Source organism: Streptomyces sp. NPDC055749, from assembly GCF_053617235.1.
In genome coordinates, this window is sequence record NZ_JBSHFH010000064.1 from 16,050 (window position 1) to 39,135 (window position 23,086).

At 70.1% G+C, this 23,086-nt stretch carries 14 protein-coding genes and 2 pseudogenes; 7 read left to right on the plus strand and 9 right to left on the minus strand.

The genetic code is table 11. The features are described from left to right. Positions 1-201 precede the first annotated feature (201 nt). Both ACWGO0_RS32640 and ACWGO0_RS32645 read right to left on the minus strand, forming a co-directional pair. Complete coding sequence (locus tag ACWGO0_RS32640) at positions 202-1,509, minus strand: glycoside hydrolase family 10 protein (protein ID WP_453543332.1); 1,308 nt, start codon at positions 1,507-1,509, stop codon at positions 202-204. Positions 1,510-1,880: 371 nt separating this feature from the next. Beyond that, complete coding sequence (locus ACWGO0_RS32645) at positions 1,881-2,054, minus strand: AMP-binding enzyme (RefSeq protein ID WP_453543371.1); 174 nt, start codon at positions 2,052-2,054, stop codon at positions 1,881-1,883. A gap of 9 nt (positions 2,055-2,063) precedes the next feature. On the opposite strand from ACWGO0_RS32645, the pseudogene ACWGO0_RS32650 reads away from it, so the two are divergent. From ACWGO0_RS32650 to ACWGO0_RS32660, 3 genes and pseudogenes are all read left to right on the plus strand, one after another. Beyond that, positions 2,064-2,843, plus strand: a pseudogene (locus ACWGO0_RS32650) (ISAzo13-like element transposase-related protein); the annotation flags it as partial. Between the two features lie 658 nt (positions 2,844-3,501). Next, on the plus strand, positions 3,502-4,068 hold the full coding sequence (locus ACWGO0_RS32655; protein WP_453543335.1) for a DUF2231 domain-containing protein: 567 nt from the start codon (positions 3,502-3,504) through the stop codon (positions 4,066-4,068). Between the two features lie 477 nt (positions 4,069-4,545). Then, positions 4,546-5,763, plus strand: a complete 1,218-nt coding sequence (locus ACWGO0_RS32660) for a glycoside hydrolase family 15 protein (protein ID WP_453543338.1) — start codon at positions 4,546-4,548, stop codon at positions 5,761-5,763. Positions 5,764-5,821: 58 nt separating this feature from the next. Here ACWGO0_RS32660 and ACWGO0_RS32665 read toward each other — a convergent pair whose 3' ends face one another. From ACWGO0_RS32665 to ACWGO0_RS32690, 6 genes and pseudogenes are all read right to left on the minus strand, one after another. Further along, on the minus strand, positions 5,822-6,505 hold the full coding sequence (locus ACWGO0_RS32665) for a class I SAM-dependent methyltransferase (protein WP_453543374.1): 684 nt from the start codon (positions 6,503-6,505) through the stop codon (positions 5,822-5,824). Positions 6,506-6,947: 442 nt separating this feature from the next. Continuing rightward, positions 6,948-7,364, minus strand: a complete 417-nt coding sequence (locus tag ACWGO0_RS32670; RefSeq protein WP_453543341.1) for a VOC family protein — start codon at positions 7,362-7,364, stop codon at positions 6,948-6,950. Between the two features lie 72 nt (positions 7,365-7,436). Further along, the gene (locus ACWGO0_RS32675; RefSeq protein ID WP_453543344.1) at positions 7,437-8,237 is read right to left on the minus strand and encodes an ABC transporter permease; all 801 of its coding nucleotides are present in this window, start codon (positions 8,235-8,237) and stop codon (positions 7,437-7,439) included. After that, on the minus strand, positions 8,234-9,250 hold the full coding sequence (locus tag ACWGO0_RS32680; RefSeq protein ID WP_453543347.1) for an ATP-binding cassette domain-containing protein: 1,017 nt from the start codon (positions 9,248-9,250) through the stop codon (positions 8,234-8,236). The genes ACWGO0_RS32675 and ACWGO0_RS32680 overlap by 4 nt, the downstream gene beginning before the upstream one ends. A 69-nt stretch (positions 9,251-9,319) precedes the next feature. Then, positions 9,320-9,526 (minus strand): MbtH family protein, encoded by a 207-nt coding sequence (locus ACWGO0_RS32685; RefSeq protein WP_453543350.1) that lies wholly within the window; start codon positions 9,524-9,526, stop codon positions 9,320-9,322. Continuing rightward, positions 9,523-19,916 (minus strand): annotated as a pseudogene (locus tag ACWGO0_RS32690) (amino acid adenylation domain-containing protein). Before ACWGO0_RS32690 ends, ACWGO0_RS32685 begins: the two are co-directional and overlap by 4 nt. A 237-nt stretch (positions 19,917-20,153) precedes the next feature. Between ACWGO0_RS32690 and ACWGO0_RS32695 the strand changes: the two are divergent. From ACWGO0_RS32695 to ACWGO0_RS32710, 4 genes are all read left to right on the plus strand, one after another. After that, positions 20,154-20,564 carry a hypothetical protein gene (locus tag ACWGO0_RS32695; RefSeq protein WP_453543353.1) on the plus strand — a complete coding sequence of 137 codons (411 nt, stop codon included), beginning with the start codon at positions 20,154-20,156 and terminating at the stop codon, positions 20,562-20,564. 254 nt (positions 20,565-20,818) lie between these two features. Further along, positions 20,819-21,121: a helix-turn-helix domain-containing protein gene (locus ACWGO0_RS32700; protein WP_453543356.1), complete on the plus strand. Its 303-nt coding sequence runs from the start codon at positions 20,819-20,821 to the stop codon at positions 21,119-21,121. Between the two features lie 106 nt (positions 21,122-21,227). After that, positions 21,228-21,710, plus strand: a complete 483-nt coding sequence (locus ACWGO0_RS32705; protein WP_453543359.1) for a hypothetical protein — start codon at positions 21,228-21,230, stop codon at positions 21,708-21,710. A 629-nt stretch (positions 21,711-22,339) separates the two neighbouring features. Then, on the plus strand, positions 22,340-22,618 hold the full coding sequence (locus tag ACWGO0_RS32710; RefSeq protein WP_453543377.1) for a DUF6233 domain-containing protein: 279 nt from the start codon (positions 22,340-22,342) through the stop codon (positions 22,616-22,618). Positions 22,619-22,969: 351 nt separating this feature from the next. Here ACWGO0_RS32710 and ACWGO0_RS32715 read toward each other — a convergent pair. Then, on the minus strand, positions 22,970-23,086 hold a 117-nt coding region (locus ACWGO0_RS32715), incomplete at its 5' end, for a 3-hydroxyacyl-CoA dehydrogenase family protein (RefSeq protein WP_453543380.1).

The following is a 23,086-nucleotide window of genomic DNA, read 5'->3' on the forward strand; positions in this document are numbered from 1 at the left end:
AACATCACTGGTGGACGCAGACTGAGCTGTGCCAACCATAGGAGTGCGTAGTCCCGTTGCGAATCGTCCCGCTGCTGAACGACCTCCTCAAGGGGCACCTTCCGGCGAAGCCCGTCCAACCGGCTTGGCACCACTGATGCGGCGCGCCGAGGTTCGGCCCTCGGCACGAGAGCTGGGGGCCGGACCGGGGCGGGGTGTGCGTCAGCGACGTGGGGCGTGGACCCGCTGCTGGTAGTGGTCGGCCATCAGTCGGCTGACCGAGCCCAGCGGGTCGTGCGGCAGGAGCTTGGCGGAGAAGTACATGTGCCCCCTCACCTCGCGGTAGTCCTCGCAGAACGTGAGATGTCGGGAGAGTTCCGCGGGGTCGAACCAGGCGGCCGGCTGCCCGGTGACGCCCACTTTGTAGAGCGCCTCCCCGATGTACAGATTGACGCCCGTCCCCCGGACGACATCCGCCCACCACGGCACGAGCTTCGCGTAGTCGGCCACCGTGAACCCGATGTTCCAGTACACCTGCGGCACCACGTAGTCGATCCAGCCCTCGCGGACCCACTTGCGGGTGTCCGCGTACAGGTCGTCGTAGGTCTCCACGCCTCCTGCGGTGGCCGAACCCTCCGGGTCCGTCGCGGAGTTGCGCCAGATGGCGAAGGGGCTGACGCCGAACTGCACCCGGCGGCGGATGCGCCGGATGCCCTGACCGAGTTCCTGGATGAGCAGGTCGACGTTGTTGCGCCGCCAGGCCGCCTTGTCCGTGAAGTCGCCGCCGTACTCCTGGTACGCCGACTCATCACCGAACTCCTGCCCCACCGCGGGGTACGGGTAGAAGTAGTCGTCGAAGTGCACCGCGTCGAGGTCGTACCGGCGTACGGCGTCGAGGATGGCCTCGATGCAGAAGCGACGTACCTCGGGGATGCCGGGGTTGTAGTACATCTTGCCGCCATAGGTGACGAGCCACTCCGGATGCAGTTTCACCGGGTGGTCGGCGGCCAGCTTCTCCGCCTTGGTGTCGTTGCGGACCCGGTAGGGGTTGAACCAGGCGTGCAGTTGGAGGCCGCGCGCGTGGGCCTCGCGCACCGCGAAGCCCAGCGGATCCCATCCTGGGTCCACGCCCTGGGTGCCGGAGAGGAACTCCGACCACGGCTCGAAGGGCGAGGGCCACATGGCGTCGGCTGTCGGTCGGGCCTGGAAGACCACAGTGTTGAGGTTGCGGGCGACGGCCTCGTCGAGCCGGGCGAGCAGCTGCGCCTGCTGCTCCCCGGCCGTCAGGCCCTGGCGGCTCGGCCAGTCGATGTTGGCCACGGTGGCCACCCAGCTTCCCCGCATCTCCGGCTTGCCACCGCCGGAGAAGCCGCGGGCCGGGTCTGCCTCGGCGCTGAGGGCCGCGCCCGTGGCACCATCCGCCGCGAGAGCCTGCCCGCTCAGGGCCACCGCGCCCACCGCGCCCGCCACCGCCGTGCCGAAGCGCCTCCGGCTCAGGTGCTGCCATCCTTCGGGGTTCCCGCTCACCATGTGGTCCTCCGACGCTGCGTCAAAAAGTGGTCTGAACCACTCCGTCTCTTCGGAGGTCATCTTCGGGGCCGCGTCCGCGCGGGACAACCCAATGGCGCGGACCATTGCGGAATTCTTTGGTCTGGGCCGCAGAAAGCATGCCGGGGAGACTTGAGGACCCAGATGGTGATACGTGGCCAGCAGACGGCGGGAGCGCGAATCCGGCCATGGGCGGGTTGACACTCCTTTCGCTGCTGTTGCAGGGATCGCTCCGCCTGTGCCGTGACATGCATCCTCCGACGGCGAGGACACACGACCCGACTGAGGGAGGGCGCCCGGCCTGCCCCGTCCAACTACCCTGGAAATGCTTAACCGTGGCATCGCCGGGCGGACTACGCTCGGTTTCGCGCCTCGTCCCGCAGCTCTCTCTTGAGGATCTTGCCCGTCGCCGGGAGAGGCAACTGGTCGCGGAACTCCACCAAGCGCGGGTACTTGTACGCCGCCATTGTGGATTTGCACCACTCGACCAGGTCCTCTTCGGACGCCGTCTCGTTCGCGTTCCGCACGACGAACGCCTACCGCCGGGCACATCGCAGTGGAACCGGATTGAGCACCGGCTGTTCTCCCACATCTCCATGAACTGGCGCGGCAGGCCCCTGACCAGCCATGAAGTCATCGTGCAGTCCATCGCGGCGACCACCACCCGCACCGGACTGACGGTCCGCGCCGAACTCGACACCGGCGCTTACCCCACCGGCGTGAAAGTCGACGACGCCCAGGTCGACGCGCTGACGATGACCCGCCACCGCTTCCACGGCGACTGGAACTACACACTCCACCCTGCCGGTCCCCGCCCGGCCCCAAACCAGGCAGCAGAATCGGAACCCACCGCCGCGGCAACCGCTTGGCCACCCGCGCCCACCGCCAGTCTCGGCTCCTCTTCTCTCCGCGACCCGGAACTGACCGGTATGACCACTTCACAACTGGACGCCCTGGTCAGTGCGTTGATCCCGGCACTGACGCAGCAGCGCGAGCAGACCCGCTGCGAGCGCCGGGGCGGTGAACGCCGGCGGAGACGAGGCGCGGGCGCCCAGGACAAGCTCTCCGACACGGACCGGATCCTGGCCACCGTGCTCTGCCTCCGCAAGATCGGCACCCATGACCTGCTCGCCCAGCTCTTCGGCGTCACCGGAAGCACTCTCACCCGGGCCGTCCAGGAAGTGCGGCCCCTCCTGGCCGAGCACGATCACGCGATCCCGCCCTCAACCGCCAGATTCCGCACCCCGACAGACGTGGCCGCCCACCTCGACCGGTACGGCAGCCACCCCTCAGAGAAGATCAAACCCGCATGTTGATTTTCTGCGAGCCCTTAGTCGCTGTAGCTACGGAGCCAGATGAGTTGGAATTTCATCCGGTCCTGACCTCGCTCCTCGCGACGGGGCAGTCGCGCCAAACCGCTGAACCCTCGGATTCTGATTCCGATCGCCGACGGAGATCCGCACGGCTTTGCTGCGCGGTGGGCGGTAGGACAAACGACTGTTGCTCTAGCAGTGCCTACCTCGGGGGCTACGCGATGCGAAACCGGTCCAAGTCTGCGGTTGGGTCTGCTTTCCTGACCGTTCAGGACCCCGCGAAGCACATGGGCATCTCGGTGAACACCCTTTACATTGGGCGCCATCTTAAGGATGGGGACGTTGGGCAGGTGGCGGGTCCCCTCGTCGATCAGACGTGGTCGTCTTGACGCGACCGGCATCGGACGTTGCGAGGTCGCTACGGCGACAACTCTACGTAAAGAGTGATGGCCCATCAGGTTGCTCTGACGTACCGTCATGCAATCAAGATCATCTTGCACGTGCGTTGCACAAGGTGCTGAAAAACAACAGTGATCAGCGAAGGGCCGTGAAGGTAGTAATCGCAGGTCAGCTGGCCCGTTGAGGTGTCGTGCCCCTTGCCCTAAAGGGGCACGACACCCCGCCCGTCAGATGTCCTGGTACCTAGCGGAAAGCCGCCCTCATGAGACTCACTCAACGGACGAAGCTGGAGTCCCTTCACGACCACGCGCCGGTGCGCGAGGCCCTGGACAGCTTCGAGGATCAGCGGTTCCTCGACGCCCTGACCGGGCCGCTGCAACGCGTCGTCCGTGCGATCCCGCTGGGCCGGGCCCGCGACCTCATGCGCGGCACCTGGCTCGGACACCCCTTGCATCCCGCCTTGGTGCAGGTTCCGATCGGCTCGTGGACCAGCGCCGCAGTGCTCGACCTGATCCCCGGTGAACAGCGGGCCGCGACGGGCCTGGTCGCCCTCGGTCTGCTCGGGGCGGCGCCGGCTGCAGCGACAGGGTGGGTGGACTGGGCGGAGCAGCATCCGCGCCAGCTGCGTATCGGTGTGGTGCATGCCGCTGCCAACGTCGGCGGCATCATGCTCTACGCGTCCTCCCTAATCGCCCGACTGCGCGGCCAGATGGTGGCCGGGCGGTTGCTGGGCTTCGCGGGCCTGACCGTGGTGAGCTTCGGCGGCCTCCTGGGCGGCCATCTCGCGTACGGGCAAGCGACGGGCGCCAACCGCACTGAGGACGCCTGACCAGGCAAGGAGCGCGCACGGTCCGGCGAGAGCCGCCCCGCCGGCAAGTCCTCACCGACCGGCATGCCCTCCTCCCAAAGGGGCAGGGGCGGAACGAGCACCGGAGCGAAAGGACGCGTCCGGGCCGACCTTGACCAACCCGGTGCGGATCACGCGCTGGACCTGTCCTCCCCCGGGGTCCTGCTGCGGCAGGTCACCTGCACCGGCCGGCTCGGTGATCATGGAGCTCAGCTACGCTCCGCGTCCTGAATACGGCCTCATCCACCCCGTGATGACGCCCGTGCCGGCGGACTCACCGCTTACGGAGGCGCTCACCGTCTGGTGATGTCGGCCCCTGTCCCGCTGGAGGTCGGTGGGTCCACGGCGCACGGGGAGTTCTCGCTGACGGCAGGGCAGCGCCTAGCTTTTGCCCTGCACGCCGGGTCCCCGTGGGGCACCGAGCCCACACCGTGGCGTGCCAGATATATCCGCCGCCGCATGGCCGGCACCATCAAGAACTGGCGGTCATGGACACGCGCCCACCAGGGCTATCGCGGCCCCTGGCAGGAGGAGGTCGCTCACAGCGGACGCGTGCTGCAGGCCCTGACCTTCGCTCCCACCGGAGCCATCGTCGCGGCGCCCACCACGTCACTGCCCGAGAGCATTGGCGGCGACCGCAACTGGGACTACCGCTACACCTGGGTGCGCGATGCCAGCTTCACCCTCCAGGCGCTGGCCACAGCCGCCTGCCGAAAGGAGAAGGAGGCGTTCTTCGGCTTTCTCGCCCAGGCCGCGGCCACTCAGCTGTCACGCGGTGTGGATCTACAGGTCATGTACGGCATCGGCGGCGAACGAGACCTCAGCGAACGCGTCGTGCCCCACCTGAGCGGCTGGCGCAGGAGCGAGCCGGTGCGCGTAGGCAACGACGCCTGGCGCCAGCGCCAACTCGATGTCTACGGAGAACTGCCGGACGCCGCCCACCAGACGCTTCCCCGCGGCGAGCTCCTCAATGCCCCCACCCGCGCCTTCCTGCTTCAAGCGGCCCAGACAGCTGCCCGACGCTGGAGCGAACCCGACCAGGGCATCTGGGAGGTACGCGGGACCAGCCGCCACTTCCTGCACTCCAAACTCATGTGCTGGGTCGCCCTGGACCGGGCCATCGACATGGCGCCCGCACTGGAGGCCACCACCGACCACGTCAACGACTGGAAAGACACCCGCGCACAGATCGGCACGGCGATCGAAACCAGAGGATGGAACGCACACCGGGGCGCATTCACCCAGGCATTCGACACCGACGAGCTCGACGCCTCCGCGCTCATGGTTCCCCTCGTCGGCTTCCTGCCCGGCCACGACCCCCGCGTCCGCTCCACCGTCGATCCAATCGCCTCCCAGCTCGCCGACACCCGCGGCCTGGTACGCCGCTACCTCGACGACGAAATCGAGGCGAGGGAGGGATCGTTCCTGCTGTGCACGTTCTGGCTCGCCCACGCCCTCGCCCTGACCGGCGACAGGGGCCGCGCCCGAGACGTATTCGAGACCGCGCTCGCACACGCCAACGATGTCGGCCTCCTCGCGGAGGAGGTCTCCTCGGTCACCGGAGAGGCGCTCGGCAACTACCCCCAGGCCTTCAGCCACATCGGTCTCATCAATGCCGCCGACGCCATCCACCAAGCCGACCAGGACACGCACTCACGCCCAGCGCCCAGAAGCTGACGGGCCGAACCTGCCGGCCCGGTGCACCACTCTTGAAGCGCACCCAACGTCGCCGCTATCAGGCCGCGCGCCGCAAGGCGACGAAACAGCGATCCCGGGTACTCCACTGCTCGGTAGCAGCCCAGCCTGTCTCCCGGGCCGCGCGCAACAACACCGGCACACCGAGCCTGGCCCACGGAAACGCCGCACCAAAGCTCCTCCGCCCGTCGTCCACACGCACCAGTAGCCGCTCGTCGACGTCCCCAGAAGCCGTCTCCACCAACAACAGACCTCCGGCCGCCGTGACCTCAGCGACGCGCTCCAGCAGGGCATGCGGGTCGCCGCCGATACCGACGTTGCCGTCGATCAGTAGCGCGCTCCGCCAGCATCCCTCGTCCGGCAGAGGGTCGAACACACTGCGACACAGAGCCCTGCCGCCCATTCGCACAGTGCGGGCGACGGCTTCCTGACTCACGTCGATGCCGAGACTTGAGTGCCCGAGCCCGCGCAGAGCAGTGACCAGCCGCCCGGCGCCACAACCGATGTCAAGCACCGGCGCAACGCATCGGCGCAGGACTGTGAGATCGGCGAGATCTGCGCGGGCACACCATCGCTCGATCTCGAGCGGCATCAGCCAACCGCCGGACCCGCGCAGGAACAGTGGGCTACGGCCGGCGCGGAGCGCATCACGGTACGGGCCGTCCTGCCACGCAGCAGTGCCTCCTACCCGTCCCGAAGCCCGGGACGAATCCCCAGATCGCAAGGAGACGAAGGGCCCCTTGTCGGGCTGGCCGGGATCCTGGGCCCGCAAGGCCTGGGGTGGTTGACATGGCTTCAACCACTTTCCCCTCTCACTTCACTTCCGGCACGGTCGGCCGTTGGCGGTCACCGTCCCGGGCAGATCGGAGCTGGCTGGGGTGAACCCATGCGCATGTCCCTAACACGATTGACCTCGTTCGAAGCTGAAGCAACGCCGCGACCAAGCAAGGCGTACGCCACGCGGCTCAACAGCGTGACCTGCACCACGGCAGCCATGTTGTGGAGCCGAGCAGCGCCTCTGAGCTCGCAGTCGGCCGCATGGAGACGCCGGTGATGCGCTCACGCATCGGCTCCAGCCGCAGGTACGGCTCGGGCTGGCGTACGTCGGGCATGCCCAGGGAGACGGAGCGCGACTTCCGCAGGGACCGGGTGGCAATGGAACGGGCTCAGGGCGCCGGGGCGAAGAGCTCCAGCGCGATGTTGTCCGGGTCGCGGAATTCCAGGATGTAGCCGGCGCCGATGTCCTTGATGCCCTCGTGCGGAACTCCCTCCTCGTCGAGCACCCTCACCGCCGACTCCAGCTCCTCGTGGTCGCCGACCGCGAAGCTGAGGTGGTCCAGGCCCGTGCGGTCCTCGTCGAAGCGGTCCTCGGAGACCGGGCGCAGCCCGAACAGAGAGTCCCCCAGCTGGTAGATGACGCCGCCGAAGAGGAACGAGAGCTCCTCGCGCGTCTTCTCGTCCGCGTCGGGCGGAAGTTGGAACGCCACCGGCAGCCCGAGGACCTTGTCGTAGAACGCGCGGGAGCGGTCGATGTCCGTCACCGTGAGACGGATGTGAGCGTAGGAACGGGGGTTGATGGGCATGGCTCCATGTTCCACCTGCCGGCGCGTGCGGGGCCGCACCGCCGCGCCGCGCGCGCTCACGCCCGGGTGTTCTCACCCGAGGGTCACCCGGCGAAAGCGCGTCAGCGCCAGCAGCATGAAGGCCCCAGTGATCAAGCACGCGCAGCCGAGCGCGTACGGCAGCGCGTGGACGACGGGCCAGGCGTCGCTCACCGGGACACCCCTGGGCGCCGGATTGCCGAAGAGGTCCCGTACGGCCGTCGCCGTGGCGGAGACCGGGTTCCACTCCGCCACCGCCCGCAGCGGCCCCGGCATCGTGTGCGTCGACACGAAGGCCGACGACACGAAGGTCACCGGGAAGAGCCACAGCAGGCCGGCGCTCTGCGCCACCTCCACGCTGCGGGCCATCAGCCCGATGGCCGCGCCGACCCATGACATGGCGAACGCGAACAGCAGGATGAGCAGGTACGCGAGCACGGCGTCGCCGGCGGACGCGGCGATGCGCCACCCCACCAGCAGCCCGCACAGGGAGGTGACGACGAGCGTCACGGTGCTCATGAGCAGGTCGGACATGGTGCGGCCGAGCAGCACGGCCATCCGGGGCATGGGCAGCGACCGGAACCGGTCGACGATGCCCTTGTCCATGTCGTTGGCCAGACCCAGAGCGGTGAACGCCGAGTTGAAGGTGACGGCCTGCGCGAAGATCCCGCCCATGAGGAACGTCCGGTAGTCCGCCCCGCCGAGGCTGCCCCCGAAGACGTATGCCAGCAGCAGTACGAACATCACGGGCTGCACCAGGGCGGCGATTACCGAGCCGGGAGTGCGGCGCAGGTTCAGCAGGTTGCGCCAGGCGACGATGGACGAGTCGCGGGCCAGCCGCCGTACCGACATCATCGCCCTGCCTCCCGTGCGCCCGCGCCGACGGTTCCATCGGCGGTGTCCGGTCTGTGGGACGCCTCCGGTTGGCCGGTCAGGGACAGGAAGACGTCGTCGAGGGTGGGCGGCGCGAGTGCCACGTTCTGTACGGCGATGTCGGCCAGCCGCAGGCAACCCAGGGCGTATTCGAGGCTCTGGGCGCCGTGCTCGGTGGCGACGGTGAAGTGGCCCGTACGGGCGTCCAGGGCCGGTGTGTGCGGGCCCAGGGCGTCCAGGATCTCGCCTGCCGCTGCCCGCGCCCGGGGTTCTGTGACGGTCAGCGACAGTCGCTCGCCGCCGACCCGGCCCTTGAGTTCGGAAGCCGAACCCCGGGCGACCACACTGCCGTGCTCGATGACGACGATGGTGTCGGCCAGCTGATCGGCCTCCTCCAGGTACTGCGTGGTGAGCAGGACCGTCGTACCGCCGTCGACGAGTTCCTGGATGGAGGCCCAGGTGTCGGCCCGGCTGCGCGGGTCGAGCCCCGTGGTCGGCTCGTCCAGCACGACGACGGGCGGGCGGGCGACGAGCGCGCCCGCCAGGTCGAGGCGCCGGCGCATTCCACCGGAGTACGTGCCGCTGGGCCGGTCGGCGGCGTCTTCGAGCCGGAAGCTTTCGAGCAGCAGCCCCGCCCTGCGCCGGGCGGCGTGCCGCCCCATCCCGTACAGGCGGGCGACCAGGTAGAGGTTCTCGCGGCCGGTCAGTTTCTCGTCGACCGCCGCGTACTGGCCGGAGAGGCCGAGGTTGCGCCGGACGCTCTCGGGATCCTCGCGTACGTTGTACCCGGCCACCCAGGCCTGCCCGCCGTCCGGCCGGAGCAGCGTCGACAGCACGCGCACCGTGGTGGTCTTGCCGGCCCCGTTCGGGCCGAGCACCCCCAGTACGGTGCCGGGCGCCGCCTCCAGGTCCACACCCGCCAGGGCCTGCTTGTCCCCGAAGCTCTTGGTGAGCCCTTCGGCGCGTATCGCCGCTTCGTTCTGGCGCTCCGTCATCGCTGGCCTTTCGTCGCGCTGTGAGTCGTTCTGTGAGTCGCGCTGTGATCTTGGGGCGGCAGGACTGGATCAGGCCATGGCGACTCGGGCACTCCTGGGTGTGAGGTCCGTCCAGTGCACCTCCACGTAGTCCAGGCAGGCGGCGTGGGTGGCGGGGCCGAACATGGCCTCCCACCCGGCGGGGACGTCGGCGAAGGACGGCCACAGTGCGTGCTGGCCTTCCTCGTTGACGAGGACGCGGTGCTGGGTCTGCGGGTCGTCGAAGGGGTTGGTCATGAGTGGTCTCCTTGTGCGGTGTGGTGGGCGGCGCGGAGTGCGGCGGCCAGCGTCGTGCCGATCTCCGCCCGCGCGGCCGGCTGCATCATCTGGGCGTGCGCGCACGCCACGTCGTGGTTCTCGATGTGTCCGTCGATGTACGGCGCCCACAGTTCGAGTCCCAAGGCGTCGCGCGGGCGGCCTTCGGCGGCGGTGAAGAACAGGACGGGGCCCCGGTAGGTGCGGGGGGGTGTACTTGCGCATCAGCCGTGCCTGGCCGGCGAAGTTGTCCACCATCGTGTCGATGGTGGCCGGTTCGAGGGACCCGAGCGGGCTGCCGTTGCGGCGGAACGCGTCCCGTACGGCGCTCGCCTTGACCTCGCCGTCCCCTTCGAGGGTCTCCTCGCCGACGCCCATGTTGGCGAGCAGCGCCCGGAAGACGGTGTCGCGGTCGGCGCTGTCCAGGCCGTCGAGCGGTGCGATCGGGAAGGCGTCGAGGAGGGTCAGCAGCGCGATCTGCTCACCGGCCTCCTGGAGCTGTACCGCTACCTCCTGTACGAGGTTGCCTCCGAAGGACCAGCCGAAGAGGTGGTACGGCCCGTGCGGCTGTACGGAGCGAATTTCGGCGACGTACACGGCAGCCATCGCTTCCATGCTGTCCGGGAACGGGGCCGCGCCGTCGAGGTTGGGGGTCTGCAGGCCGTACACCGGCTGGCCGGGGTCGAGGTGGGGCAGCAGTCCGCCGTACGCCCAGGCCAGTCCGCCCGCCGGATGGACACAGAACAGCGGCGGGCGGTCCCCGGTGGTGCGCAGAGGCAGCAGCGTCGACAGCGGACTGTCGTCCGCGCCGTTGAGGAGGCGTTCCGAGAGCGCGGCGACGGTCGGCGCCTCGAAGAGGCTGCGGATGCTGGCCTCGATGCCCAGGGCGGTGCGGATACGGCCGATGAGCCGGGTCGCGAGCAGGGAGTGACCGCCCAGCGCGAAGAAGTCGTCGTCGATCAGGATCTGTTCGACGCCGAGCACCTCCGCGAACAGGGTGCACAGTACGTCCTCGCGGGGGTTGCGGGGCCCCCTGCTGGTCCCGTCGGTACCGCCGGCGGATGCTGACGGCGCCGGATCGGGCAGGGCCTTGCGGTCCAGCTTGCCGCTTGGAGTGAGCGGAAGGCGGTCCAGTGTCTGCCAGCCTGTGGGGACCATGTACGCAGGCAGGTTGCGGGCCGCGTGGGCCCGTACGGCGGACAGGTCGGCCGGCCCTTCGGACAGCACCAGGTAGGCGGCGAGGCGTGTCCCCGCCGAACCGTGGTCGTGGGCGATCACAGTCGCCTGGACGACATCGGGGTGTGCTTCGAGCACGGCCGCGACCTCGTCGGGCTCGACCCGGAAGCCGCGCACCTTGACCTGACTGTCGGTGCGTCCGGAGAATTCCAGCGCGCCGTCCCGGCCGCGCCGCGCGCGGTCTCCGGTGCGGTACATCCGTGTTCCGGCCGGGCCGAACGGATCGGGAACGAAGCCGCGCGCCGTCTCGGCCGGCCGGTCGTGATAGCCGAGCGCGAGGCTGTCGCCGGCGAGGTACAGGTCGCCCACGACCCCTACCGCCACGGGGCGAAGCCGCGCGTCCAGCAGATACACGCTGGTTCCGGTGACCGGCGCGCCCAGTACGGGGCGGTCGGTCTCGGCGAGCTGGGCGACGACGGTGTCGACGGTGGCTTCCGTCGGACCGTAGAAGTTCCAGGACCGTACCTCGGGCACCTCGCGCAGCGCGGTCCACAACTGCGGCGGGACGGCCTCCCCGCCGAGAACGAGGACCGACGGGCGGTGCTGCGGGGCCGGTGCGAGCAGACCGGCGTCCAGCAGTTGGCGTACGTGGGTCGGCGTCGATTCCAGCACGTCGAGGCGCAGTTCACGAACCGCGTCGACGAGGGCTTCCGAATCCCGCCTGGTCAGGTCGTCGAGCACGTGCAGATGGTGTCCGTCGATCATCCACAGCACAGGGTCGAGAGCAGCGTCGAAGGACAGGGCGGCGGTCAGGGCGACCTGCAGCCGGCGGAATCCGCTCGCGCGCACCGCCGGGGTGAAGACCCGCTGCCGGTGGTGGTCCAGCAGCCGGGCCAGTGAGCCGTGCCCGACGAGCACTCCTTTGGGCCGCCCGGTCGACCCTGAGGTGTGGATGAGGTACGCCGCCGAGTCCGGCCGGGGGCGGACGGTGGGCGCGGGAGTGGCCGGCGCAGTGAGACAGCGGGCCGGTCCGGCGCTGTCGAGCACCAGTTGGGGCCAGACCTCCGCGATCCGGCCGGCCGTGGCGGCAGCGGTGACTACGAGCCGGGGCCGGGCGTCGTCGAGGACTGCGTCGATGCGCCCTTGGGGGAGGGACTCGTCAACCGGCGCGTAGATGCCGCCAGTCTTGAGTACGCCCAGCAGGGCTGCGATGGAGTCGACGGACCGGGGCAGCACCACGGCCACCACGTCGCCGAGCCCGGCGCCGGATTCCCTCAGCAGGGCGGCGATGCGCTCGGAGCGGGCGTCGAGTTCCGGGAACGAGATCCGGCCGTCGGGCGCGGTGACCGCGATGTCACCGCTGCGGGAGGCGGCGACCGTCTCGGTGAATCGGTCGAGGACGGTCGCCGGACCAGTGGCGGGCTCGCCTCCGTGCCCGAGTGCCACCAGCCGTGCCTGCTCGTCCTCGTCGATCAGGGCCAGGTCGGCGACCTGGGTGCCGGGTTCGGCCACGGCCAGGTCGAGGATTCTCAGGAACCACTGCGTGATCCGGTGTGCCGTCACCTCGTCGAAGAGGTCCCGGCTGAACTCGAGGGTCGCGTCGAGCGTTTTGTCGCCGGGCCCCGCTCCGGGCCGCTCGGTGAAGCCGAAGGACAGATCGAACTTGGCCCCTCCGGTATCGACTCCCTCCATTCGTGCCCGCAGGCCTGGCAGGTCCAGGCGGGGCGGCCGGGTGTTGTTGAGGGTGAGCATCACCTGGAAGAGGGGATGACGGGCGAGGGAGCGCGTGGGCTGCAATGCCTCCACGAGGCGCTCGAACGGCAGCTCCTGGTGGGCGTAGGCGGCCAGGTCGGTCTCTCGTACCTGTGCCAGCAGTTCCCTGAACGTCGTCTCCGGTTTCACCTCGGTGCGCAGGGCGAGCGTGTTGACGAAGAAGCCGACGAGCGGTTCGAGGGCCTCGTCGGTCCGCCCCGCCACCGGGGTGCCGATGACGACGTCGTCCCCGGATCCCGCGCGGTGCAGGACGGCCGCAAGCGCGGCGTGCAGGACCATGAAGGTGCTGGTCGCGGACGTCCTGGCCAGCCGGCCGAGAGCCGCGGTCGTGTCCGCCGGCACCTGGAACGCCACGACTCCGCCGCTGCCACCGGAGACGGCGGGCCTGGGCCGGTCGACGGGTAGCGGTATCTCCTCGGGCGCCCCGGCCATCTTCGCCGTCCAGTAGGCCAGTTGACCGGCGGAAAGAGAGGCCGGGTCGTCGGCGCTGCCGAGCAGCGTGCGCTGCCACAGGGTGTAGTCCGTGTACTGGACCGGCAGTGGCGCCCAGCTGGGCGAGCGCCCGGCCGTCCGCGCCGCGTACGCCCCGGCCAGGTCCTGGGCCAGCGGACCCATCGACCAGCCGTCGGCCGCGATGTGATGCACGGTGATCAGCAGGGTGTGCCGGTCCTCGGCGAGCCGGAACAGCTCGGCGCGCAGCGGTATCTCCTGCGCCAGATCGAACGGCCGCCTGCTCGCCTCCCGCAGGGCCCGTGCCAGAGCCGGCTCCTCCAGGGCGATCACCGGCATGCCGGGGCGCGCGTCACCGGGGGCGAGCACGGCCTGGAAGGGTTCGCCGTCGCCGGTTTTGACGAGGGTGCGCAGGCTCTCGTGGCGGGCCACCACGTCGGCGAGCGCCCGGTGCAGCGCTGTACGGTCCAGGGTGCCACTCAGCCGTACCGCGACCGATATGTGGTACGCGGCGGTATCCGGCTCCAACTGGTCCAGAAACCACAGCCGTTGCTGCGCGGGGGAGAGTGGGGGAAGGGCGGGCCTGGTGGCCCTGCGCAGCGCGGGACGCGCCGTACCCGCCTCGTGCAGCCGCTCGGCGAGCGCCGCCGGGGTGGTGGACTCGAAGAGCGTACGGACCGGCAGCTCGACGCCGAACGCCGAACGGATCCGGCCGACGAGGCGCGTGGCCAGCAGCGAGTGACCGCCCAGCTCGAAGAAGTCGTCGTCACGGCCGACCCGTTCGTGTCCGAGGCTCTCCGCGAACAGGGCGCACAGGATCTCCTCCGGAGCGGACCGGGGCGGGTCGCTGTCGGCCGCGCCCGGCGAGGGGGCCCCGGCCGTGGGCAGCGCGGCGAAGTCCACCTTGCCGTGCGCGGTCAGCGGCAGCTCGGCCACGGGTATGACCGCCGGCGGCACCATGTACGCCGGAAGCCGGTCGGCCAGGTAGGCACGCAGCGCGCGGGTGGACAGCTCCTGCCCGTCGCACGCGACGACCCAGCACACGAGCCGCCCCTCGCCCCGCGCGTCCGGCTGTACGGCGACAGCCGAGTGGGCCACATCGGGGTGCGCGGTGAGCAGCGTCCCGATCTCGCCGGTCTCGACGCGGAAGCCGCGTACCTTGACCTGCCCGTCGGCGCGCCCCACGAATTCGAGGCGGCCCTCCCTGCGCCGCACGAGGTCTCCCGTGCGGTACATCCGGGTCCCGGGGACCCCGTACGGGTCGGGCAGAAATCGGGCCGCCGTGGCGGACGGGCGGTTCTCGTACCCGCGGGCCAGGCCGGCGCCCGAGAGGTAGAGCTCACCCGTGGCTCCCGGGGCGACCGGACGCAGCCGCTCGTCGAGCACACGGGCACGGGTGCCGGAGACGGGGTGGCCCAGGTGGGGGCGGGTACCGGCGGTGACGCGGCCCATCACGCTGTCCACGGTGGTCTCGGTGGGCCCGTACAGGTTCCACACCACGGTGTCCTGGAGCGTTGCGAGCTCCTGCCACAGCGACTCGTTCACGGCTTCGCCGCCGAGCGCGAGCACGCGTGGCCGGGGCTGTCCTGGGGCGAACAGGCCGCAGGTACGCAGCTGTTCGAGGAAGGATGGAGTGGTCTCGACGACATCGATCGCGTCGCGGTGCACGAGAGCGGCGAACGCCTCGGGGTCGCGGCGCGTCGCGTCGTCCACCAGGTGCAGTTCGTGCCCGGCGACCATCCACAGGAGCGGGTCCCAGGAGGCGTCGAAGGTCATGGCCGCCGTGAGCGCGACCCGCAGCGGGAGGCCGTTGTTCGCGGCCTCGGCCGGCTCCATCAGCCTCTCGCGGTGACTGGCGAACAGGCTTACCAGGGACCGGTGCTCGACGACGACGCCCTTGGGAAGGCCCGTGGAACCCGAGGTATAGAGCACGTACGCGGCGTCCTGGGCGCGCGGCATCCTGGGAGCGTTCCCCCCTGGCTGTGCGCCACACCGCCGGGTCGTCGAGGAGCAGACTCGCCGCTGCCGGCGGCAGCGCGTCCCTGGTTTCGGCCGTGGTCAGCAGCAGCCGGGGCGCGGCGGTGTCGAGGATCAGCTGGTTGCGGGCACGAGGATGCGAGGGGTCGACCGGTACGTACACGGCTCCCGCGCGCAGCACCCCGAACAGCGCCACGATGTGCAGTGATGTGCGGGGCAGGGCCACGGCCACCCGGTCGCCGCTGCCGACACCCGACTCCGCTAGCAAGCACGCCAGTTGCTCGCTGCGGGCCAGTAGATCCCCGAAACTGAGGCGGCCGTCGGAGGCGACCACGGCGGTACCGCCGGGCTGGAGGGCGGCGCGTGTGGTGAGCACGTCCAGCACTGTCCAGTCCTCCGCGGCCGCCCCCTGGCGGGCGACGGAGGACCCGGCCACCGGCTTCTGTGAGGCCCGGGGCAGCTCGTCCAGGGCCGCGTCGTGCTGGTCGGGCGTCAGGAAGCCGACGTCGGCCGTGGGGCGGTCGGGGTCGGCGAGGGCCGCTCGCAGCAGGCGCGTGAAGTGCTCGGCGAAGCGCTCCGCCGTACTGCGGTCGAAGAGGTCTTCGCTGAATTCCAGCTCGCCGCCGACACCGGTCGGCGCGCCGTCACCGTCGTACTGCTCGGTCAGGTCCCAGGTGAGGTCGAACTTGGCTCCCGAGCGGCCGATGGAGGCCTCGTGGCTGACACTCAGGCCAGCCAGCGCGGGGCGGGGGGCCGGGGTGTTGTTGAGGCTGAGCATGACCTGGAAGAGCGGGTGGCGGGAGAGGGAGCGCGCCGGCGCCATCTCCTCCACGACGCGCTCGAAGGGGATGTCCTGGAGTGCGTACGCCGCAAGGTCGCCGCGGCGGACCCGCTCCACGAGTTCGCGCAGGCTCGGCGCCCCGGACGTGTCGGCTCGCAGGACGAGTGTGTTGACGAAGAAGCCCACCATGTCGGCGAGAGACTCGTCGGTGCGGCCCGCCACCGGCGTACCTATCGCGATGTCGTCACCTGCGCCCAGCCGCGTCATCAGGGCGGCCAGCGCCGCGTGCAGCACCATGAACGTGCTGGCCCCGCAGTCGGCCGCCAGCCGCACGAGCGCGCGGTGCGTGGCGGCGTCGAGCCGGACGGGAACGGCCCCGCCCCGGTCGGACGCGCGCGCCGGGCGGGCACGGTCGGCGGGGAAGGTCTGCTCCTCCGGGAGCCCTTCGAGGAGCTGCGCCCAGCGGGCGAGCTGGCGTCCCCCGAGGCTGTCACCCTGCCGCTGGTCGCCGAGCAGGTCGCGCTGCCACAGGGCGTAGTCGGCGTACTGCACGGGAAGCGCGTTCCATCGCGGCGCCTCACCAGCGGTGCGCGCCGAGTAGGCGGCGGCCAGGTCGCGCATGAGCGGACCCATCGACCAGCCGTCCGCCGCGATGTGATGCAACGTCAGCACAAATACGTGCTCGTCCGGCCCGGTGGGAAACAGCTGAGCGCGCAAAGGCAGTTCACGACCGAGGGCGAAGGGCGTTCGGTCGGGCCCGCTGTGTACGCTGCCCTCCGGCATCACCTCGAGCGCCGGGCGGGCGGCCTCCGGGGCGAGGACGCGCTGGTGGGGGCCCTCCTCGTCGACGGCGAAGAGGGTACGCAGACTCTCGTGCCGGCCCGTCACGTCGGCGAGCGCTGCGGTGAGTGCTTCCCGATCCAGCTGGCCCGACAGCCTGAGAGCGACCGGCAGGTGGTAGGCGCTGCCGGCTTCGCCGAGTTCTTCCAGTAGCCACAGCCGCTGCTGCCCGAAGGACAGCGGCAGCCGCTCGGGGCGCGGCTCGGCGGCCTCCACCGGCGGGCGCGCCGTCGGGGCCGTGTCCAGCGCGGCGATGAGACCGGCCGGGGTCGGCGACTCGAAGAGAGCGCTGATCTGTAGTTCGACGCCGAAAGCGCCGCGTATCCGGCTCACCAGGCGGGTCGCCAGCAGCGAATGCCCGCCCAGCAGGAAGAAGTTGTCGTCCCGGCCGGCCCGGGGCACGCCCAGGCAGTCGGCGAAGACCGCGCACATCAGTTCCTCGTCGGGGGTGCGTGGTGCGGCGCCCCGGGCCGGAACGGGCGCGGCCTGCGGCAGGCGGCCAGTGTCGAGCTTGCCGTTCGGGGTGAGCGGCAGGCGGGCAACTGTCGCCCACGCAGTCGGCACCATGTGCTCGGGAAGCAGACCGGTCAGGGCGTCCCGTATGTCCGCGAGGCCGGCGTCGCTGGCCAAGCCGTCGGTAACCAGGTACGCGGCGAGCCGTTCCACCTCGTCCGGGGAGCCGGTCAGGGTGACCGCCGCCTCGGTGACGCCGGGCAGGCTCCGCAGCGCGGACTCGATCTCGCCGGTCTCCACACGGTAGCCGCGCACCTTGATCTGTCGGTCGCTGCGGCCCAAGAACTCCAAGGTGCCGCTCTCGCTCCAGCGGGCTAGATCCCCCGTCCGGTACATCCGGCCGCCCGGCGGCCCGAACGGGTCCGGCAGGAACCGCTCCGAGGTCAGCCCCGGACGCCCGGAGTAGCCGCGCGCCACGCCCTCGCCGGACAGGTACAACTCACCGGGCGTGCCCAGCGGCAGCGGATGCAGCGAAGGGTCGAGCACGTAGGCCCCGGCGCCGGCGACCGGGCGCCCGATGACCGGGGTGTCGCCCGTGATCCGGGTGGTCACCGCGTTGACGGTGGTCTCGGTGGGGCCGTAGAAGTTGAAGACCAGCAGGCCGGTCTGGGCGGCGAGTTCGTTCCACAGCGCGTCGTCGACGGCTTCCCCGCCGAGGGCGATCACCAGGGGCCTGTGCTGCGGTGCGGTGAGCAGCCCGGCGGTGAGCATCTGCCGCAGGTACGTGGGGGTGGTCTCGATGGCGTCGATGCGCTGCTCGACGAGGAAGTCCACCAGCGCTTCGGGGTCGCGGCGGATGTCGTCGCCGACGATGTGCAGTTCGTGGCCCGCGACCATCCACAGCACCGGGTCCCACGAGGCGTCGAAGGAGGTGGCCGCGGTCAGAGCGACCCTCAGTCGGCGGCCCAGCGTCCGCTCGGCCAGCGCGTGGGTCTCCTGCCGGTGGTGTTCGAGGAGGTTGCTCAGCGAGCGGTGCTCCACGACGACGCCTTTGGGTCTGCCTGTGGAACCGGACGTGTAGATGACGTACGCCGCGTCGCGGACGCTGGGCCCGCGCGGTTCGGCCGCGACCGGCTCCAGGCCCGCCAGCGCCGGGTCCACCAGGGGGAGCGCGCCCGGAGGGTCCATGGTGCGCGCGGTCTCCGCCGTCGCGACGAGCGCGATCGGCTGCGAGTCCTCGATCATGAAGGCGAGCCGGTCGGCGGGGTAGGAGGGGTCGAGCGGCAGATACGCGGCGCCGGTCCGCATCACCGCGAGCATCGCCACCACCAGATCCGTGGACCGGGGCAGACCGACGGCCACCCGGGTGCCGGGCCCGGCGCCCCTGGCGGCCAACACCCGGGCGAGTGTGTCGACCTGGGCGTCGAGCTCCCCGAAGGTGAGCCGGGTGCGGCCGCAGACCACGGCGGTGTCCGTGGGCGCGGTCCGCGCCTGTTCGGCGAGCTGCTCGGGGAGGGTGGCCAGCTCTTGTGCCCCGGCGTCGGCGGGGGCCGGGGCGCCCAGCCCGAGGACCTGGAGCCGTTCGTCGTCGGCAACCACATGGAGGCTGCCGATCGTCCGCTCCGGGTCCTCGGCGAAGGCCTCGATGAGACGGCACAGGCGCTCGTGATGGGCGGCCAGCTCCTGCGGGGTGTAGAGCCCGGGGTTGCCGAGCAGGTCGACGTGGATCCCGCCGTCGGCATACGAGGCGTGCACGGCGACGGCCATGTCCTCCACCGGGCCGATGGACAGGTTGTGCAGCGTCGCCTGGTGCGGGCCGAAACTCAGCCGGTCGTCGAAGGCCAGGACATTGACCGAAGGTCCGGCGAGCGGGACGTCGGTACCCGTGAGACCGAGGTCGCGTCGCAGACTCTCCGACGGGTAGCGCTGGTGCGCCAAGACCTTGCGGGCGTGGGCGGACGCCTGCTTGGCTACGTCCGCGACCCGGTCGGACGGCGATATGCGCAGCCGCATCGGCAGGATGTTGCTGAGCATGCTCGGTGTCGCGCGGGCCAGCGGCGTGCGCCGCCCGGTCACCGGCAGTCCCAGCAAGACCTCCCCGAGTCCCCGGCTGCGGTGCAGATAGACCGCCATGGCCGCCATGAACAGCGTCGGCCACCCGGCGCCCGCCTGTTTGGCTGCCGCGCGCAGCCGCTCGGCGTCGGGGGCCGCGAACTCCCGGCTCACGCGCAACGAGCCGTGTCCGGGGGAGCGCCGCTCCTCGGCGAGTCCGGCGGGGGCGGGAGCGCCGGCCAGGTAGTCCGACCAGAACTCGCCGTCCGCGCCCTGCCTTCCGGAGGTCCGGTACGTCTCCTCCTCAGCGATCAGCGCCCCCAGGGCGGGCTCCGGCCGGGGTCCCTGACCGGCGGCTTCCGGGGTCGGGGAATCGGTGTAGACCTCAGCGATCCGGGCGAGGGCGAGGGCGGCGCCGTATCCGTCGAGCGCCAGATGGTGCACCTGCTGGTGGAACAGGTGGCGTTCCTCGGTCAGGCGATAGAGCGTCATGCGCACGAGCGGCCCGTTGGCGATGTCCGCCGGCCGGCCCAGGCACTCGTTCATGCGCCGCAGTGCCTCGGCTTGCGGGTCGTCGTACCGCGACAGATCAACCAGCGGAACCTCGGCATCCGCGGTCGCGTGAACGAGCTGAAAGGGAATTCCGTCGCGCTCGCCGAAGGTCAGACGCAGCGCTTCCCTCTCCCCGGCGACCCTGCGCACGGCGGCCCGCAGGAGCTCCGGGTCCAACCGGCCCCGGATGTCCGCGTACTCGGCCACGTTGTACGACGGGTTCTCCGCGTCCATCCGCTGGGCGAACCAGAGACCGCGCTGAGCCGCGGTCAGCGGAAACGTGTGGGGCGGAGTCTCGTCGTGCAGTGCGTCGGTCACGCGTTCTCACCTCGGTAGAAGACCACCGGACGCCGGTCGGCATCGCGGTTGCGAACAAGCGCGATGGTGCACACATGCACGGTCGCCGGGTCCAGATAGTCGCTGTTGCCCCCAATGGGCCGTCGCGTCAGTCATTCGGAGCCACAAAGGCACCGGATTGGAGATGTGATGCACGGCACATCCATGTGCACCGAGTCTCGGACTTCGCAGGCGCACACAAGTCAAAAGTCGATGCTTTTGAGCCAGCCGCCAATCTGTGCGGCGGGTGGCTCCGAATACGCCGCGTCGGAGTTCATCCGTATCGAGACCTACGAGACCACTGGAGTGCCCATGAAATTCCGCGCCACTGCTCTGCGTTGGAGCGCCGCGACCGCGGTCGCCGGCGCACTGATGATGTCGACCGCGAGCATCGCCGGAGCCGCCGAGGCCCGTGAACCGACCACTCCGGCCGGGCAGTCCATACGGGCGGACCAGCCACGTGAGGCGCCTTCGGCCACCAACTACGCCTACCGGGGGGTCCAGGGCGGCAACCTGTGCCTGGTCTCACGCTGTTCGGTCGGCGGGCACGCATCCGGGGACAACGCCGGACCGAGCAACACCCAGGGCTTCAACCTCTGCCTGCTCGCGGTCTGCAGCGTCCGCCCCTGACACCGGCCACAGCACCGCTCCGGAGGCTGGCGAGCGGCCTCCGGAGGGGTGGCCCGCATTGCAGACACCTCTGCTCGGTAGGAGTAGGACGCCATGCCGGGTCGGCACCGCCCGGCCTGCGGGGCTCATTCCTGCCCACCAGCGATGAAGGAGACGCGCGGAGGTCTCGGATCCGCCCCCATTGTTCAGTGATCCGGTCCCTAACGAGCTCGTGCATGGTTGGCGGTGGCGCGTCGAGGTCAACTTGGTTGATCATGGTGGGTGTGGTGGGGAACCGGGCTCGCACTGCAATCATCCGTAGTCGACGGATCACCGGGCTGGCGCCCGAATTGATCGCTGAACTCGTCGCCGAGGTCGGCCCGTTGTGGCATAAGCGGCATCAGGCAAGGCTGGTCTCGCGTCCTCGCCGACGGGCCGTGGGCGCCGGGGCGAAACATAAACTGGTCTTCGTTGAACGGCTGTTGGTCACCCTGGTCAACCTCCGCCATGGCGCCACGCACGCCGTGCTGGCCTGCTGGTTCGGCGTCGACCGTTCCCATCACGCGTGCAATCGGTGAAGTGCGCCCCCTGCTAGCCGAGCCGGGGCTGCACCGTCGCCCTCGGCCTCCGCCTTCGCACCCTCGCCGACGTCATCACTCCCCTGGCTGGGAGTTGCCGCCGATCATGGACGGCGAGCACCAGCACCACCGCAATGAGGTCAAGAGATTCCAGATCGGCGAGGCCGCAGCCCAAGGACCCGTGGCAACACGGCAACACGCAGACCTCCTCATGCACGCGGCCGTGCACGACCAATGCCGGAGCGGCATTCGGCAACTGATCGAGCCCCTGGTCAAGGCACTCGGCTACCGCCAGGTTCAGTCGGCGATCGTCGAATACATGAAGAACGGCTCCGATGCTGAGAAGGCCGGTGCCTCCATGGCCTGGTACTTCGCCCGACCCGGACTTCAGTACGCCTCCATGAAGGATCTCCGCCGAGGGATATCCACCGAAGAGAGCAAGGCAGAGCTGGAGGCATTAGCCGACCTTCGCGACGACTACCGCGCGGCCTGCCTCGTCGCATTCCTGGCTTGCGAAGATCCAGAGACCCGCGAGGACCTCTCCCTCGACCTCAGCTTCGACCCTGCGGTCTACCCGGACGATCTCTAGCCCAGCCACAGCGAGCCAGGCACATCATCCTGACGGACCCTGAGCGGTATCGCCTGCTGCTTCAACGCTGTCCCTCGCTGCCACCGCCCGCAGAGGCGAACAAGACCGACCAGCCCGTCCGCACGCTTGACAAGGACGATTGGGAATCAGTCACACCCGCCGTCGTCGCGGCTCAATGACGAGATGCGCCGAAAACCGAGCACGTGATCGAGTTTGGCTATGAGGTCGATTCTCGACGATCTTGACCGTGCGCGAGAGGAGTGGCACGCCACCTACCGCCAGCTCGCCAGCCACCCATGCACCGCGCTCCGCACGAGGATGATCCACTTGTCAGCGGCGGTGATGTTCGATCCGCACTGGCAGGGGCATCGGTCAGCGGCTGGGCAGCCCTGCACGCTGCTGGCCATGATCGACCTTCCTCCTGACCCACCTCGGCTCCGGGTCCTACTGGAGTACGTCGATAGGCAGATCGCGGAGACCGACACGGTCGGTACGTGGTTGCGGCTTCAGTCAGACGCGATCCGGAAAGCCCTCGCCCGAGCCGACCGACCGCCTCCATCGCAGGGGGCGCGACGCTCGGTGAAAGGAGGCGGTCACCTCCCCCTCTTGTGGCTGCCCCGCAGCCGCGAGTGGGCTACCTAGTCGAGCAGCACAGTGGCCACCACTGTCCCGCGCCTGCCTTGATCCACCGGACCGACTGCCCGGTGGCCGGTCCAGCACTGCCGACGGTTAGAGCCGACGAGGCGCGAGATGCTCTGACACGAAATCGGTATCGGCCGCTCCACCAGCGCAAGCAGATGGTCACTGACAGCCGTACGGGGACGCGCTCCGGTGGACAGCCGGTGGACAGACACCTTTGGGCGAGCCATTACGAGGCCGCACGGGTGAGACTGCCGCACATGGTCTGATCAGGGAAAACGTAACCAGGCAGCACCGCGCGGCATCACCCGGTATGAACGCTCTCGGTCTCGTAATGCGTAGGTCCCGGGTCTGAGCCGCCAGGGACTTTTCAGGGACTTTCAGCTCTGTCGGAGGGAGATCCGAGGGAGTTTTCGCAGTACAAGCAAGGAAGGCTGCGACAGCGCTGAAAGGCCCTGGGCTTTGGGGACGCGCAACCTCGCCGTCGCTCTGTAGCGCTCCGGCACGGCGTCGGGTCGGCAGTTGCAGGCGAGGCTCCTCGGGGCCGCACACGGTCCTGACCTTGGAGAACGTGCCTCGGCGGGCCCGGCGGCGTGAGCGCCGGGCCCGCGGACGGGCGGTCAGCCGTACGGGTAGAAGCCCGAGCTCGTCTTGCGGCCGAGCCGGCCCGCGTCCACCATCCGCTGGAGCAGCGGGGGAGCGGCGTACAGCGGCTCCTTGTACGAGGAGTACAAGGA

What these genes read in the sequence shown, in the direction of transcription:
- ACWGO0_RS32685 (WP_453543350.1), bottom strand. Translation starts at nt 9,526, where the DNA reads ATGACCAACCCCTTCGACGACCCGCAGACCCAGCACCGCGTCCTCGTC.
- ACWGO0_RS32660 (WP_453543338.1), top strand. Translation starts at nt 4,546, where the DNA reads ATGGCCGGCACCATCAAGAACTGGCGGTCATGGACACGCGCCCACCAG.
- ACWGO0_RS32655 (WP_453543335.1), top strand. Translation starts at nt 3,502, where the DNA reads ATGAGACTCACTCAACGGACGAAGCTGGAGTCCCTTCACGACCACGCG.
- ACWGO0_RS32705 (WP_453543359.1), top strand. Translation starts at nt 21,228, where the DNA reads ATGGACGGCGAGCACCAGCACCACCGCAATGAGGTCAAGAGATTCCAG.
- ACWGO0_RS32700 (WP_453543356.1), top strand. Translation starts at nt 20,819, where the DNA reads ATGGTGGGTGTGGTGGGGAACCGGGCTCGCACTGCAATCATCCGTAGT.
- ACWGO0_RS32640 (WP_453543332.1), bottom strand. Translation starts at nt 1,509, where the DNA reads ATGGTGAGCGGGAACCCCGAAGGATGGCAGCACCTGAGCCGGAGGCGC.
- ACWGO0_RS32675 (WP_453543344.1), bottom strand. Translation starts at nt 8,237, where the DNA reads ATGATGTCGGTACGGCGGCTGGCCCGCGACTCGTCCATCGTCGCCTGG.
- ACWGO0_RS32670 (WP_453543341.1), bottom strand. Translation starts at nt 7,364, where the DNA reads ATGCCCATCAACCCCCGTTCCTACGCTCACATCCGTCTCACGGTGACG.
- ACWGO0_RS32680 (WP_453543347.1), bottom strand. Translation starts at nt 9,250, where the DNA reads ATGACGGAGCGCCAGAACGAAGCGGCGATACGCGCCGAAGGGCTCACC.